The following is a 15101-nucleotide window of genomic DNA, read 5'->3' as shown; positions in this document are numbered from 1 at the left end:
TCCGTTCCGTCGCGTTTTTACCAGGCGGGGCAGGACAACCCGGTTTCCGGGACCAGCCCGTCCAACAGGTAGGCGTCCACCGGACTGTCCACGCACTCCAGCCCGTACCCGTAGGCGGTGTGACCCGCGCCCTCATAGGTGAGCAGGGTGGCGGTGTCGAGCTGGTCGGCGAGTTCCTCGGCCCAGCCGTAGGGGGTGGCGGGGTCGCCGAGCGTGCCGATCACCAGGATCGGCGGCGCGTCGGGAGCGGTGAACCCGGCGGGTGCCTCCTCGGTGTCCACCCAGTAGGCGCACGGCAGCTGTTCCCACACCAGGTCGGCTCCGAAGTACGGGGAGTCGGCGGCGGCCCGCTGGGCGGCATCACGGTAGACGTCGGCGTCGGTCGGATCGTCGCGGTCCGCGCAGTTGACGGCGGTCATCGCCGCCTCGGTGTCCTCGTGGACCCCGGGTTCCTCGGGCTCGTCGCCCTCCTCGGTCTCCGCCTCCTGCTGGCCGAAGGTCACGTCGTAGAGCTCCTCCAGCGCGGGCCGGGCGCCGTCGACGTCCTCGTCGAGGGCGGCCAGGGTCTGGGCCAGGTCGTACCAGGAGACCTCGTCGTAGAGCTGCATGCTCACCATGCTCAGCAGGATCTCGCCGTCCACACGCGTGTCCCGGATCGTGGGCGGGTCGGCGTCGAGGCGGTCGAGGATGCCCTCCATGCGCTGGTCCGCCGTGTCGACGCCGTCGAACGGGCAGCTGGGAGCGTACGAGCAGTCGTCGACGAACCACTCCCAGGCGGCCTGGAAGGCCTCGGCCTGGTCGGCGGCGACCTCCACGTTGGGGCGCTCGGTCTCCACCGCGCCGTCCAGGACCAGGGCCCGGGTGTTCTCGGGGTACATGTCCGCGTACAGGGCGCCGATGTAGGTGCCGTAGGAGAACCCCGCGTAGGTCAGCCGGTCGTCGCCCAGGGCGTCCCGGATCAGGTCGAGGTCGCGCACCACGTTGACGGTGCCCATGTTCGCGAGGAACTCCTCCCCCACCGACTCGGCGCAGGCCTCGGCGTAGGCGCGGGCGCTCTCCTCCAAGGCGGAGAGGTCGTCGTCGGTGACGTTCTCGGGGTCGGCCACCGCCTGTCGTGCGTCGTACATCGCGTACCAGTCACCGCAGGCGAAACTCTCGCTGCCGCCCACGCCGCGCGGGTCGAAGCCGACCAGGTCGAAGGCCTCGAGGACGGGGTCGGCGAAGAGCGGGTGGTCCAGCATCGACACCCCGGACTCCCCGGGCCCTCCGGGGTTGACCACCAGGGAACCGACCCGCTGGTCGGAGGCACCGCTGGCGGGCTGGCGGGCCAGGGCCAGGTCGAGGGTGTCACCGTCGGGGTCGGAGTGGTCGACCGGCACGGTGAGGGTGCCGCACTCGAGGGTCTCCAACCACTCCGGGTCGCCGTCCCACTCGGGCGCCTCCTCCAGCTCCTCCTCGGTGTAGCAGGGAGCCCAGTCGATCTCCCGGGGCCCGGAGGCGGGCTCGGCCGCCGCCGCGTCCCCGTCGCCCTGTCCCGTGCACCCCGCGAGCAGGAGCGCGAACACACCCGCCGCCGCGCCCCACCGAACCCGACCAACCGTGATCGCCATGCCTCGTACGCTCCGCCGCTTCCGCTCCACACGCGGCCGGGCGGCCGCGACCCCATCCTGGGGCACGGGATGGGACACCGCGAACCGGACACCGGTTCTCGAAAGGGACGCGGATCACGTCGGCCCCGGTCGGCGCCCGGCGCCCCGGAGCCGCCGCCCGGTTCAGAGCCCGCTCACGTCCGTGGACAGCGGTCCGGTCGGGTCGACTCCGACCGCCGGGTCGACCTCGACGACCAGCGGGTACAGCGGTTCGCCGAACCGGAGCCCGCCAGCGGGCGCCGCGTGCCCCGGGGAGGGCTGGGCGATCCAGTCGACCAATTCGCCCGCCCGGCTCACGTCCCGGCCGGGGCGGGTCAGCGCCACCACCGCACCCGCCACGTCGCAGCGCACGTTGAGGTGGGTGGTGGCCGCGAACACGCTCTGCGCCCACGCCCCCGGGCTCACCTCCCGCAGGGGCCCGTCCGCACTGCGGCGCCGACGGCGGGCCGGAGCGGCCAGACCCACCGCACGGTCGTCGAAGGTCAGGACCAGCGCGGGCCGTTCCTGCGCCGTGAGGAACCCCTCGGGGTCGGCCAGGGAGACGTCCCACCACACCGAGACCGGACCGGAGGCGGCCGCTCCGAGCGCCGACCCGGCCAGGTCGAGCAGCTCCAGGTCCACCTGGTCGCGGGCGGGACCGGTGACCTCCCGGTCCAACGAGGCGGCCAGGGGGGCGTACCCGGACAGGACGAGCGACCAGTCGATCCGGGCCCGGCCGTCCAGTTCGCGGCGGCCGTGCGTCAGGCACACCACGGCCCGGTCACGGGGCAGCTGGTAGGTGGCGCAGGCGCCGGAACCCAGGGCCGCGCGGGCCAGGCCCAGGCTCATCGCCTTGGTTCCGGTGGTGATGTCGACGACCACGGGCTGGTCCCCGTCCCGCTCCTGGGCGATCCACCCCTGCACGGCGCGTTGGACCGCGCCGGAGTCGTAGCCGTCCACGGGGTCGGCGGCCAACCGGACCCGGTCCCGGTAGCCCTCGGAGCGCAGGGTGGCGGCGTCGGCCGGGGGCGCGTCGGGCCGTTCGGCGGCGCGCAGGGCTCCGGCGGCGGCCTCGCGGACCCGTCCCCGCAGGCTCTGCCGGGAGGGGAGGACCAGCGCGCGGGCCGGCCGGTGGGCGTGCAGGGCGGCCAGGGCGCCCAGGCGGCTGCCGCCCAGGGGCGTGACCAGGAGGGGTCCGTCCTGGGGACCGGGGTGCCGGTGAGGGGGTCCGGGGGCCTGGTGGCCGGAGGGGTCGGTGCGCGGGGCGGCGGCCTGCGGCAGGACGGCGGGGACCGCGGGCGGCGGGGGCGTGTCCGTCAGGCTCGGGAAGAAGGCGTCCCGCACGGCTTCGAAGGAGGTGACCCGCGCGGTCAGGGCGTCCAGGTTCCACACGTGCACGTGGCGTGCGGTCAGCGCCGGGTTGTACGCGGTGACCCGGGTGCGCAGGTCGTCGACGACCGGGCCCGAGTACACGAACAGCACGAGGGTGGCACCACCGAAGACCCTGCGGGCCTTGGCCACCGTCCAGCCCGCGCGCGCCACCACGTCCTCCGCACGGGTCTTGGCCTCCACGCACAGCACGCGGTGGCGGTGGCGCACCAGGATGTCGAAGTCCGCCACGGACCCGCCTGGACGGTAGGGGTCGGCGACACGGCGCGAACCCAGTACCTCGGTGTCGGGCCGCCCGCCCAGCAGTCGGCGCAGGTGGGACAGGACCTGGGCCTCCGCCGCGATCCCGTTGCGCTCGCTCTCGGGCAGGTTCGGGTAGGCGGCCGCCAGGGCGGGGTCCCCGCCTCGCAGGAAGCGGCGCACGGGCTCGGGGTCGCGGTCGCTGAGCCAGCTGGCGCCGTGGACTCCGGCCAGGGTGCGCAGGTCGACGCCGCGACAGCTCACGGGGTGGTCGGGGCTCGCGGGGTCGGCCGTGCGCAGGAGGTCGCTGTGGGAGTCGAGGTAGAACCGCCAGGCGCTGGCCGCCGCGGGCAGGGACCGTTCGTGGTGGAGGGCGGCGGCCACGCTCATCACCTTGGTGCCCCCGGTGTAGTCCAGGTACCAGGGGCGGCCGCCCAGGGCCCGGCGGACGGTGTCCAGGAGGCCGGTGACGCCGTCGGGGTCGTGCGGGTCCGCGCCGACGCTGAGCACGCGCACGGACCGGTCGCGGGCGGCGCGGCCCACGGCCTCGGCGACGCGACGGGCCACGGGCAGGGTCCCGTCGCTGCACACCAGCAGCAGTTGGTCGACCGGCAGGGTCAGGGAGGAGAGGAGGGCGGGCGTGGGGTTTTGGCCCACGAGGACGACGGCGACTCGGGGTGCGTCCACGGTCTTCCCTTCCGGACGCGCCATTGTCGGCGGTCCCCGGACAACAGGAACGGGACCACAGTACTCACCCGCGCCCGGAATGGATCAGGGAAACGACGTTCCCACCCGGCAGGCGGGACCGCACCGGTATTGGTGCGCCCGGACGGGAACGGAGGTGAGGACGAAGGAACGGCAGCCGGTGACCACACCCCTGTCGTCGCGCACGAGGTCGGAGGGGACGAGCAGGTCGTGGCGTTCCGGATGGGCGGAGCTGACCACCGAGGAGACGATGAACCAGACCCCCTCGACCGGTGCGGGCAGGCGCGCCCGGGTGCGTTCCTCCGCGAGCAGCGGGACGCCCTCGACCTCGCTCAGGGGCACCCGCACCGCCTCGACCCGCGCCGGTTCGCTCGATCCCCGCCAGGACCGGATCACCCGCGCGTGCTCGTCGACGACCGTCACCTCGTGCGGCGTCAGATTGACCACGGACATCCAGCGACCTCCCGTACCACTCGTTCCTGTCGGCCGCCCGCTTCACCGGGACGGGCGCGACGCACCCCGCTCCGAGGCCCTCTCCGCCCTCTCTCGGACACCTCGTGCTGGCCCGATGGTCACCTGTGGTGTTGTTCGTGGGGCCGTTGTTTCCTGTGACCGTTTTATTAAAGGCCCGGAATTCGCTTTTCCCACTGTGAAGTCACCGACAATTGACAGTGTGCTCCCGGTGGCTCTATTTTGTTGATCGACCTCCCGTTGACGCAGGAGTGTCACCACCCGTCTCACGTCTCGACCACGCGTTTTCCCGGAAGGGCTGGGGAAGCGTCCCGGCCCCGGCACACCCGGGGAGAAGAGTTCGTGAGCAAGCATGACTGCTCCGCCGTGGAACTGTTCGGTTCGGCCGCCTTCCTACGCGTGTTCACGCGCGTCCTGGGGTGCGGGCCCTGCTCCTCGGACGGAACAGCGCAGGGCTGCGCCGGTCACTCCGAGCAGTTCTTCGACTACGTCGACCTGTGCTTCGAGCACTGTCCGTGCGCGAGGCACCGGGGAGAGCCGACCAGCGTCATCGCCACGCGGATGGCCGGCGTCACGGACGGCACGGCCGCCCGTGGCCCGGGCGACCTTCCGGGCGCCGACGCGGTCGGTGCCAAGGCCGTGCCCGGGATCGGGCGTACCGCCCCGGGGGCCTCCGGCGTGCGCGGGTCCTCCGCCATCGACCGCGGTGCCGCGCACCGCCTCCGTGACGCCCTGGACGACGTTCGCCGCGACCGTTCGTACAAGAACCTGCGGCGCGTCTACCCCCAGCCCGCCCCCAACGGCAAGGTCCGCTGCGCCTTCTCCGAACGCCCCCGCCGCTGGGCCCAGCGGCGCGACGTCGCCCGGGTCGCCACCGACGTGGTGGAGCAGGAGGCGCTCGCCCTGCTGGTCCTCACCGCCGGATGGGGCAACCCCGCCGCCGACCTGCCGGAGGACGTGCACCCCGGGGAGTCGGTGTCCTTCACCGAGGACGGCAGCGCGGTGCCCGTCGCGGACCTGCACGGCAGGTCGCTCACTGCGGTCAAGGAACCCCCGCTGGTCTCCACCGCCACCGGCGACTACCTGCTGCGCAAGCTCTCCGAGCTGGCCGGGGGTCGCGACGCGGACCCGGGCCGCACCCCGGACCAGCGCCGCCGCCTGCACCTGCGCCGTCTGCTGCCCGGTCTGAGCGGCGAGGACGTGGCCCGGCGGCTCACCGGTGTCCTGGGGCGGATGGCCGCCACGATGCCCGGCCACTTCGAACTCGTGCAGCGCGCCCGGGGCCGGGCCCGCAGCGCGCCCTACACCCCCGTCCCCGACCTGACCGGTGCCGAGGACGGCGACACCCGCGGCGACGGCCACCCCGACCCGGACGGGCCCCGGCGCGAGGTGCTCCGCCGGACCGAGCGGGCGTGGCTGGGCTGGCTCGCCCGGGAGCTGGCCGCCGAGGCGCAGGCGCACCGGGCCGCCTTCGACGCCGACCCCCGGGGCTCGCTGGACGCGCTGTTGTGCCGACTCCTGGAGGAGGGCCCCCGGGCGCCGCTGCTGTGGCAGGGTGCCCAGGACGACCCCGACCGCCGCGCCGACCTGCTGGAGGCGCTGGCGGACGCGGTCAACGACTGAGGACACGTCGGTACCCGGCCTGCGGCGCGGTGGCGCCCGGACCGCCGCTCAGCCGCCCGGTACCCCGAAGCGTTCGGCCAGCGACGGGAGCACCGGGTACTCGGCGAACTGACGCAGTGACATCACCGCCGTCTCCGCCAACGGCAGCCGCTCCCGCCAACGGCTCGCCAGGAGCACGTCGACCACCTGGTCGACCGCACGCCAGTCGCGCGCCTCCCGGTACCCGGCCAGGGCCTCGGAGAAGGCGTCCAGGAAGGCGGCCACCGCGCCCGGACCGGCCCGGGTGACCCCGGCGCCCGGGTGTAGGGAGAGGTCGGCGGCGCGCGCCCGACGGTCCACCAGGTGGAGTTCGGGGCGCAGGTGCACGCTGCCCAGGCCCAGCGCCTTGCCCATGCCGACCTTGTGCGCGTGCCCGGGGTCGCGGGGGTCTCCTCCGTCCGCCGGATTGCCCAGGAGCACGGCCCGCAGGAGCGCGCCCAGCTCGGCGGCGGTCAGGTTCGTGAACGTGATCCGTGACCGCAGCGTGAGGCCGTCCCGGAGAGGTATGACGTCGCGCTGGGTGTCCTGGGGCGGCTCGGTGTCGGCCCCCTCGCGCACCACGAGGAACCCGAGGTCGGCCTGGGCCCGGTCGTCGTAGCGCACCGGCGACCCCAGTCGGTCCTCGTGCCGGTGCAGGTAGGCCTTGTACCCGCCCAGCCGGATGTCGCCCTCGTGGGACCACGTGACGACGTCGGGACGCTCCCCCGCCGCGTCGGGCCCCTGCACCAGGTAGTTGGCGAAGCAGCCGCGTTGCGGGGAGAGCAGGCGCACGCGCAGCGCCGCACCGTCCGGGTAGTCCGGATCGGGCTCCGTGCCCAGGGCGTTACCGAACGACACGCGCCCCTTGACCGCGCCGGACTCGCCCGCGAGGAGGTCGGTGTCGCCGAACAGCGCCCGGCACGCGTCCGGGGTCCGCCCGGCACGCTCCGTCCGGTCGGGGTCCCCGTGCTGGGGTCCGAGCACGCCCCTCGGGACCGCCCGGCGGATCGGGTCGTCGTCGCTGACCGTCACCCGGTAGCCGCCGGAGCGGCCGAAGGAGACCACCCGCCCCGAGGGGTCGACGTCGAACCAGACCGGTTCCGGTCCCCGGCGCGGCAGGCCGCCGCCACCGGCACCGCCCACCGGGGCGCGGTCGGGGCACTCCCCGCCCGCGCCCAGGGTGTCCGGGAAGGCCGCCCTCTGGTAGCCGGTGACCTGGGCCGCCGACTCGAACAGCTCCACCAGGGAGTCGGGCACCGGCAGCCGCCCCGGGGGCGGGTCCGGGGGCCGGGGGAACAGGTAGGCGTTGCGCCGTTCCTGACCGGCGCTCCCGGTGAGGACCAGCAGCGCCGGAACCACCCCTCCGGAACCCCCGTGAGCGGCCAGGTGGGCCCGGGCCTCCCGGTCGTCGGGGGCCACGGCGGCGATCCCGCGCCGCCCGCGCAGGTGCACCGCGTACACCCACCGGTGTTGCAGGCGGCCGTGCTGTTCGTGGGTGGTGGGCACGTACGTGCCGTCCCGGGGCGGGTCAGGGAAGTCGACCACGCCGAAGTCCCAGGTGCGCAGGCTCTCCCGCAACACGTCGAAGGAGACCTTCAGGGCCCTCCCGGGTCCGGGCTCCAGGGCGGTGGCGGGAACCTCCACCACGTACCAGCCGCCCTCGTCGGGATCGCGGTACAGGAATCCCTGGCGGGTGCGGTGTCCGGCGCGGCGCCTGCGGTAGTGGTCGTGTCTGCGGGCCATGACATGGCGAGAACGGGCCGACCGTGCCCCCTCTCCGGTGCCCGGGTCCACGCGCACCGGGGCCCGGAAGAACAGCATGGGGGTGTTGACCGGACCGCTCTCACCGCTGGTGAGCATGCGCAGCGTGTTGCGGACCAGGCCCCGCAGGGTCGATCCGGGGATCAGGGGCAGCGAGCGGTCGCCGTGCGGGAGCCGTGCGGAGCGGCGCACCCGGCCGCTCCCCGGGGTCTGGCCGACGAACGTGGGCGTCAGGGTGGTGACGGTGAGGTCGATCCATCCCGAGTGTGTTCCCGCGACCGTGCGGTCGTGCGAGCACAGCAGTGCGGCCGTGTCGAGTCCGGGGTGCAGGGCGGCGGCGGGCAGGGGCTCCTCCGCCAATCCGACCAGGCCGTAGGGGGCCGTGGCGCGATGGGGGCCGGCGGTCACCGTTCGCCGCCCCGCTCCCCCTGCTCGGCTCCGACCACGGCGCCGGTACCCACGTCGAACTCCGGCCCCGTGGGTTTGCGCCCGGTCGTCAGCCCGGTCAACCGGTGGAGCGCCACCCCCACCGCTCCGGTCACCGGGTCGGCGGCCCAGTACTCCCGCACCGTCAGCCAGGCGCCCGTGCTCTCCAGGGCGCCGTGCCCCGGCTCCGCCAGGGGGCGGACCCGGCCGGAGAAGTCGGCCCAGGCCACCGGGAGCACCGCTTCGGTACCGGAGGGCTCCCGGGTGACCGACAACGGCACCGCGCCCTCCAGGGTGCGACCGGAGTCGGGGCCCGCCCAGCCCTGGAGCAGGAAGGAGCGGTCACGGGGGCGCAACCACTCCGGGAGGGTGCCGGGGGCGTCGGAGCAGATCCAGCCCCGCTCGGCGAACTCCCCCAGGCGGATCTGCGCGTGCGGTCCGAAGACCAGGACCTCCAGGACCCGCCAGCGGTCGGTGTCGGGGTCCAGGGACGGTGCCGACAGGTGCTCGGTGGGCGGGGCGTCGGACCTGCGCCACCACGAACCCGGGCAGGAGCCGGTGATCCGGCCGTCACCGAGCTCCGCCAACAGCCACTGGGGGCCGCCCGGGGGCCCCACGGAGTCCAGGGCGCGGCAGCGGCGCCCGCGGACGAAGACGTCGTGCAGGACCTCGTCGACGGCCTGCGCCGGGAGCGGGCGCACGTCGGCGCCGACCGGCGCCGGGGGCTCGTGGAAGGACGCGGATGCGTGCGGGTTCATGAGGGGGTCCCCTCGTCAGCGGGCCCGGGGTCCGGGGCACGGGTGATCTGTCGGTGCAGGTCGGGGAGCCAACCGCGCACGGTGGCGGCGTCCGGACCCGCCGGTGCGGACAGGGCTCGGAGCAGGTCCGTCTCTCGGGGCGGTGCCCCGCTCCCGTCGAAGGTCACCAGGACGGCACGGGTGGCGAGCAGGCGGCCCGCGCCCGTGCCCGCACCCGCGCCGAGGGTGTCGAGGGGGACCGTGGCCAGTTCGCGCACGACCAGGGCGAGCATCCCCAGCACCGCGTCGTCGGGTTCGGCCACGTCGAGGACGGCCTCGGCCGCGCCCCCGCTGTGGAGTTCGGTGGTGAACAGGTGGCCGTCGACCGCGTCGCCGAACAGCGGGTCGACGGTCAGGCGGGTGGTGGTGACCGCCGCGCCGCCGGTCAGCACGGGGGTGGACCGCAGACGGATGCGGGAGGGCGCGGGCCGGGACCCGGGGGGTGCGGCCGTGTCGTCCCCCCACCAGTGCGCGTGCCAGGCGCGCCACGGGGCCCCCTCCCCCGCGAGGTGTTCGGCGGCGTCCCGGACGAGCCGTCCCCCGACCCGTTTGACCAGCGAGAACAGAGCGGTGTCACCGAGGACCGGGGAGAGCTCCGCCTCGGAGTCCCCGGGGCCGGTGACGGCCGGGCGCCGCCGGTGGACGCGGTCGGCCGCGAACGCCCGGCCGGAGGCGGGGGGATCGCCGATCAGGAGGGTGCCGGGGAGCGGTTCCGCGGCCGGGGCCGCCGGGTCGGGGTGTTCGGCCACGCGCAGTTCCAGGCGCAGCTCGGCGCGGCGCCTGCGGTCGGATCGGATCGCCCCCTCGTGGAGCGGGGCGGTCGCGGTGGTCGCCCCGTCCGTGCGAAGGACGGTGCGGACGAGGTCGGCCAGGTCCGTCCCGACGTGTGGCGTCCAAGGCGGGTCGAGGGCGGCCGACGCTTCGGGGCGCCCTCCGGTGGGCTCCTCGTCAAGAGGCGACTCGGTGAGAGCCCGTTCGGCCTCCCGCCACCGGGTCCGCCAGTCGCGGGCGTGGTAGGCGAACCATCCCGGTTCCTCCGTGAGGTCGTACCGGCGGGCCGCCCAGCGGACGGCCCGCACCGCGCCGTGTCCGCGCCCCGTGCGCGCGCCGATCCGGATGCCCGGCCCCTCGTCCGCCAACCCGCGCGCGGCACGCGCCAGCAGGCCGAGCAGGTGCGCCTCCTCGGCCTCTCGGCCCGAACGCAGCCGCAGATGGGCGGTGAACACGGTGCCCGCGGGAAGGACCTCCCGCTGCCACAGGAGACCCGGGCGCACACTGCCGGAGGCCGGGTCCACCCGTGTCCCCACCCGGACCGTCACCGCTCCGCCCTCGGGGAGGTCCGCGTGGGCGTCGTCGAGGTCCACCGCGCTGGCCCGGGCGCCCGCCCCCTCGGCCTCCCCCGAGCCCAGCAGAGCGACGGCGCTCTCCGGATCGGCCGTGCGGGCGAGCAGTTCGTGGCGGAGCAGACCGGCCAGTGTGGTCCCCCGGAGCCGGGGCACCCCGGTGCGGGGGTCACGGTCCAGGCGCAGGTCCACGTCGCTCTCCGCGACGTGCCGGGGCGTGGCACGCGCCGCCCCGACGTGGGTGTCGGTGAGCAGCCGCAGCCGGACCGCGAACTCCCAGACGACGCGGGTGGCTCCCGGCCCGTGCGGATCTTCGGCGCCCGTCACGCCCGGTCCCGCTCGGTGCTCAGGGTCCGGGCCGCCTCGGCCAGCCAGGACGAGACCAACAACAGGCACAACCGGGCCGAGGCCCCGTGCTCCCACTGCTCGGCCCGGGTGGACAGCCCGCTCGCACGGTCGGCGGGGGGCAGCCCGTCCGGGACGGACAGGTCGACGGCGGCCAGCGCGCGGGCGTAGGCGGGGTCGTGGGCGAACCGGGGACGGTTCTCCCGCCACCAGGCCACCGGACCGGCGGACAGACCGGTCAGCCAGGCGTGGACCGTGAGCGCGCGCCCCGGGCCGGGCCGGGCCAGCCGGGCCCGGCGCAGGGCCCCCACGGCCCTCTCCCGCAGTACCCGGTGCACGGGATCGCCCTCCCCCTCCGGGGCGTCGAGGGTGCGTCGGAGCGCGTCCAGCGCCTCGCCGGGGTCTCCGTGCGGGCGGCTCACCACCTCGCGCAACCTCCCGAGGAGGCTGGGTGTGAGCGGGGCGAGGGTGCCCGCCGAGGCGAGGGCGCGGGCGTGGTCGCGGACGGCGGGTGCCGCGGCGTCCCACAACAGGGCGTCGTAGAGGGAGTCCAGCTCCGGGGAGGGGCCGGAGTCGAGCGGGGCCGGTTCCGGCAGGGCCCGGCCGTCGGACAGCGTCACCGTTCCCTTCCGGCGGGCCGGAAGCGGGGCCGAGGGCGGGGCCAGCGGCAGGGGCGCGCGCGGGGGCGGGTCGAACAGGGCGAACTGGCCGTGGCCGTCCACGAGGCGTCCGCCGAGGGGGTGGGCCTCCAGGTCGCGTACCTCGGCGGTGGTGATTCCCCCGCCGGGGCGCAGGCGCACGACCGACCCCGGGGCCGCCGCCCACCGCTGCGCCATCGGACCCCGGTAGGCCCGGTGGTAGGCGCCCACCAGGACCGGTTCGACGTGCGCGGCCACCACCGTGACGGGGGTGTGCGGCAGACGGCGGGCGAGGAGTTCGCGGACGGCGGGAACCAGGGCGTGCGGACGCTCCTGTCCCTGCGCTCCCACCAGTACCGCCGGGGAGAGCAGGACCAGGTCGACCTCACGGCCGCCGCGCCTGGACCGGTCCGGGCCGGGCGCCTCCACCCGGTCCGGGGAGAGCAGGCGGTCGGGGCGTACGGGAGTCACCGAGACCCCTCCGTGCGCGCGGGTGCCGCCGGAACCCAGGGTGAGTGTCCCCTCGGCGTCGGCCAGCACCGCGGTGATCCGCTCGGCGAGCGCTCGCAGGGAGGCGTGGTCGGGCCCGCGCAGCTGCCAGCGGGCCTCGAACACCTGGCCCGGGTCCAGACTCGTGGTGAAGAAGGGGGCGCCCCGTCCGAGGTAGCTCTCGGAGGTGGTGCGCACGGCGGCCCGCAGGGAGAGGTCGGGGGTGAGCGGGTCCCGGACCGCGCGGTGCGGGACACCGGGTCGGTCGACCCCGTCCGCAAACAGGTCCACGAGGGTGTCGCCGTCCTTGCCCGGGGTGTAGAGATGGGCCGGTGGCGTGTGGGCCACCACCGGGACTCCGGGACGCTCGTGCTGTTCCAGGCGGGGGTGGGCGGGGGCGAACCGGACCCGTTCGCCTCGGGCCACCCAGGAGTGGAGTTCGTCGGGCAGCCCGGCGCGCCGGAGCGCGGCAGCGAGCATGCCGCGCTGGGCGCGACCGCTGATGGTGGTCTCGGTGTCCACGCGCAGGGGGTCGAAGGAGGTGCGCACCGCGAGGGAGTCGGTGAGCACGTACCGCAACGGCAGGTAGGCGCTGACGGGTGCGGCGGGGGACGGAGCGGAGGACGGGGCGGGGTTCATGGTCGGCGGCCCTCCCGCCCGGACACGGATGCGTCCGATTCCCCGCCGGGGCTCCCTGGCCACTGTCGCGGGTCCGGGGGCTTCCCCGGTCCAGGGTCCGGAGCGCGGCCCGTGGGTGTTCTCCGCGCGGGGTCCGGTAGTGGTCCCGGAGGCGGGCCCGTGGGAGTTTCCGCAGGCGGGTCGGCCGGACCCGGCCGCACCGGCGGCCGTGCCAGCGCGAGCGTGGTGGCACGGGGATCGGGGTCCTCGGGGCGGGCCAGGTACACGTCGACGCGCCCCCGGCCTCGGGTCGAGCGGAGCCCGATCCGGTCGGTGGCCAAACACGCGCGGGCCAGGCAGCGCCAGTCCTCCCCGGACGGCGCGAGCGCCCAGGTGAGGGACGCGGTGAGCAGCAGCCCGGGCAGGAGCGCCCGGTGGGTGCGCAGTCGACCGGGTTCGGCGGCGCCGTCGGGCCCGATCTCCACTCCTGTCTCCAGCGTCGTGTGCGCCTCGGTCACCGCCCGGCGAAGAGTGGTGCGCGCGGGTCCGGCACGCCCCGCCAGGGCGTGGGCGACGGCGGCGCGGACCGGGTCCGAGGGAAGCGCGTGCCCCACCCGCAGCGCGCGGTCGGCGCCGTGCGACCCCTCACTGCCGAACAACCGCTCCACCGCCTCCGCCAGGTCCGGTGCGACCGTCGCCGCGTCCAGGGCCGCCGTACGCAGCCGGGCGGCGAGCCGGTGCCGGGGCAGGTAGGGCAGCCCGTGCCCGTCGGTGACCACGTCGGTGTCGGCGCCCGTGCCGTCCGCGCTCGCGCCGACGAACAGCGCGGGGGAGGCCAGGCGCAGCACGATCCGGTCGGGTCGGTTCATCGGTCCCCGCCCTCCGTCAGCCCCGGGTCCAGGTAGAGGTCGCGCACGGCCGCCGCGTCCAACAGCTCGCCGTGGGTCCACCCCGTGGGCAGGACGACGGGGCAGCCGGTGACGCGGGCACGGCGGTCCAGCTCGGGCCCGGGGTCCGCGCCGGACTCCAGCAGCGGGACCAGGGCCGAGACCAGCCATCCCCGGTGGCGTGCGTCCCCGTCCGTGAACGGTCCCCGCGCGGACAGGTAGCGGTCCAGGAACCGGGCGAAGGCGGAGCCGGTCATCGGCAGGGCGGTGCGCGCGGGCACGGCCGCGCGGGCCGCCGCCATGCGGTCCAGGACCCGGTCGACGCCGTCGAAGCGAGTGGTCCAGGCCACGGTGTGCTCCTGGGCCGCGGCGGGGTCGGCGGCGACCTCGCTCACCCGCCGCGCCTTGGCCAGGCGGCACACGGCCTCGCAGAGGTCGTAGCCGAGCGCGAGCGGGGCGCCCACGGGCTGCACCGCGACACCCGCGCCCACGGTCGGCACGCGGGTGCGGTGCGCGCGTCCGCCGGGGCCCCTCACCGTCCGCCCCCGGACGTCGGCGCGCGCGAGCGCCCGGTGCAGGGCCGCCCGGGGGTCGGCCGGGTCACCGATCCGCTCGGGGTCCGCGTCCAACCACTCCAGGGCGTACCGGACCAGGCTCAGGGCGATCCGGGCGTCGCAGAGCACGGTGAGGTCGTCCCCGGCGACCACGATCGGGCGCACCGGGAGCAGGATCGGTCCGGGCGGTTCGTGGTCCAGGGTGACGCGTCCCGCGGTGTCGACCCCCGGCAACCAGGGAGAGCGCCCCGGAGCGGTCCGGACCCGCGCCGCCACCGCCCGCACCAGGGCCCGGGCCAACCCCTCCACGAGCCCGGACACGCGCAGGGACAGCTCCCGTTGGGCCAGCGCCCCGGAACCGGGTGCGCCCGGGGTCCCGGCCCGTTCCCGGTACTCTCCGAGCAGCGCGCCCAGACCGTTGACGTCCACGTGCACCACCGCCACACGGCTCACCTCTCCGTGGTCGCGGCCGAGCCGGTCCACCTCCATCGGCAGCGCTAGATCGCGGTGCGGGCCGGTCAGCCAGGCGTCGCTGTGGGCGCGGTGCCAGCGGCGCCCGATCCCCCGGGCGCGGGCGACGTCGGCGGCGACCCGCTCGTGTACGCGCCGTCCCGCCCCGGCGGCGTCCTCCAGGGGTCTGCTGCCGTCCACCGCCTCGGCCGGGGCCCCGCTGACCGAGCACACGGCGGTGATGCCGTACCCCGGCGCGGGGGTGTGCAGGACGGACATGTGACGGCGGGCCCGGCGCAGGCGCACCGGGAGCTCCGCCAGTGCCGTGTCCAGGTCCGCGACGGCGTCCGTGCCGGGGAGGGGGGAGGCTCCGGGGCCGAAGGGCACGAACGCGACCACCGGGGTCAGCCCGCCGGCCCGGTCGCGCAGTCTGCGGGTGTAGCGGCCGGTGAAGTGGCGTGCCGACTCCGGGTCGGGCAGGACCACGGTGAGGGCGCCGCCCGCGTCCCGCAGCACCAGGCAGTCCTCGGGGACGAGGTCGGCCACCCCGTACACGGGGTCGGTGGTGTCGGTGAGTTCCGCGACCAGCGCGGCGCGCCCCACGGCGTCCAGGATGCGGCGGCCGCTGTAGACGAAGGCCTGGATGCCGCGCAGGTCGACGCCGACCAGTACCCCGGTGGCCGGAGGGGCGGGGGCCGGGGTTTCCTGAACCGGGGCTT

9 protein-coding genes and 1 pseudogene are annotated in these 15101 nt (G+C 75.9%); 1 reads left to right on the top strand and 9 read right to left on the bottom strand.

Translation table 11 applies throughout. From position 1 onward, the window contains the following. Positions 1-17 precede the first annotated feature (17 nt). From ABZ635_RS14295 to ABZ635_RS14285, 3 genes are all read right to left on the bottom strand, one after another. Positions 18-1610, bottom strand: a complete 1593-nt coding sequence (locus tag ABZ635_RS14295; protein ID WP_357764155.1) for an alpha/beta hydrolase — start codon at positions 1608-1610, stop codon at positions 18-20. Positions 1611-1772: 162 nt separating this feature from the next. Next, positions 1773-3944 carry a CRISPR-associated protein gene (locus ABZ635_RS14290; RefSeq protein ID WP_357764152.1) on the bottom strand — a complete coding sequence of 724 codons (2172 nt, stop codon included), beginning with the start codon at positions 3942-3944 and terminating at the stop codon, positions 1773-1775. A gap of 84 nt (positions 3945-4028) precedes the next feature. Beyond that, a complete protein-coding gene (locus tag ABZ635_RS14285; protein ID WP_357764149.1) occupies positions 4029-4415 on the bottom strand; it encodes a hypothetical protein in 387 nt (128 codons plus the stop codon). A gap of 360 nt (positions 4416-4775) precedes the next feature. On the opposite strand from ABZ635_RS14285, the gene ABZ635_RS14280 reads away from it, so the two are divergent. Then, positions 4776-6056, top strand: coding sequence for a hypothetical protein (locus ABZ635_RS14280; protein ID WP_357764146.1), 1281 nt, complete (start codon positions 4776-4778; stop codon positions 6054-6056). A gap of 48 nt (positions 6057-6104) precedes the next feature. On the opposite strand, the gene ABZ635_RS14275 is transcribed toward ABZ635_RS14280, so the two are convergent. From ABZ635_RS14275 to ABZ635_RS14250, 6 genes and pseudogenes are all read right to left on the bottom strand, one after another. Next, a complete protein-coding gene (locus ABZ635_RS14275) occupies positions 6105-8243 on the bottom strand; it encodes a TIGR03986 family CRISPR-associated RAMP protein (RefSeq protein ID WP_357764143.1) in 2139 nt (712 codons plus the stop codon). After that, positions 8240-9019 carry a hypothetical protein gene (locus ABZ635_RS14270; RefSeq protein WP_357764140.1) on the bottom strand — a complete coding sequence of 260 codons (780 nt, stop codon included), beginning with the start codon at positions 9017-9019 and terminating at the stop codon, positions 8240-8242. Before ABZ635_RS14270 ends, ABZ635_RS14275 begins: the two co-directional genes overlap by 4 nt. Beyond that, positions 9016-10728, bottom strand: coding sequence for an RAMP superfamily CRISPR-associated protein (locus ABZ635_RS14265; protein WP_357764138.1), 1713 nt, complete (start codon positions 10726-10728; stop codon positions 9016-9018). Before ABZ635_RS14265 ends, ABZ635_RS14270 begins: the two co-directional genes overlap by 4 nt. Continuing rightward, positions 10725-12512, bottom strand: coding sequence for a hypothetical protein (locus ABZ635_RS14260; protein ID WP_357764135.1), 1788 nt, complete (start codon positions 12510-12512; stop codon positions 10725-10727). The genes ABZ635_RS14265 and ABZ635_RS14260 overlap by 4 nt, the downstream gene beginning before the upstream one ends. A gap of 206 nt (positions 12513-12718) precedes the next feature. Further along, a pseudogene (locus tag ABZ635_RS14255) lies at positions 12719-13360 on the bottom strand (RAMP superfamily CRISPR-associated protein); the annotation flags it as partial. Beyond that, entirely contained in the window at positions 13357-15051 is a 1695-nt protein-coding gene (locus ABZ635_RS14250) for a hypothetical protein (RefSeq protein ID WP_357764269.1), read from the bottom strand. The gene ABZ635_RS14250 and the pseudogene ABZ635_RS14255, both read right to left, overlap by 4 nt. Positions 15052-15101 lie beyond the last annotated feature (50 nt).

Origin of the sequence: Nocardiopsis sp. NPDC007018 (genome assembly GCF_040635075.1) — a bacterium.
Taxonomy (GTDB): domain Bacteria; phylum Actinomycetota; class Actinomycetes; order Streptosporangiales; family Streptosporangiaceae; genus Nocardiopsis.
This window is presented reverse-complemented; position numbering and strand designations above follow the sequence as displayed.

Excerpts from the sequence above, each read along its gene's own strand:
- ABZ635_RS14270 (WP_357764140.1), bottom strand. The coding sequence starts at position 9,019 with ATGAACCCGCACGCATCCGCGTCCTTCCACGAGCCCCCGGCGCCGGTC.
- ABZ635_RS14285 (WP_357764149.1), bottom strand. The coding sequence starts at position 4,415 with ATGTCCGTGGTCAATCTGACGCCGCACGAGGTGACGGTCGTCGACGAG.
- ABZ635_RS14260 (WP_357764135.1), bottom strand. The coding sequence starts at position 12,512 with ATGAACCCCGCCCCGTCCTCCGCTCCGTCCCCCGCCGCACCCGTCAGC.
- ABZ635_RS14295 (WP_357764155.1), bottom strand. The coding sequence starts at position 1,610 with ATGGCGATCACGGTTGGTCGGGTTCGGTGGGGCGCGGCGGCGGGTGTG.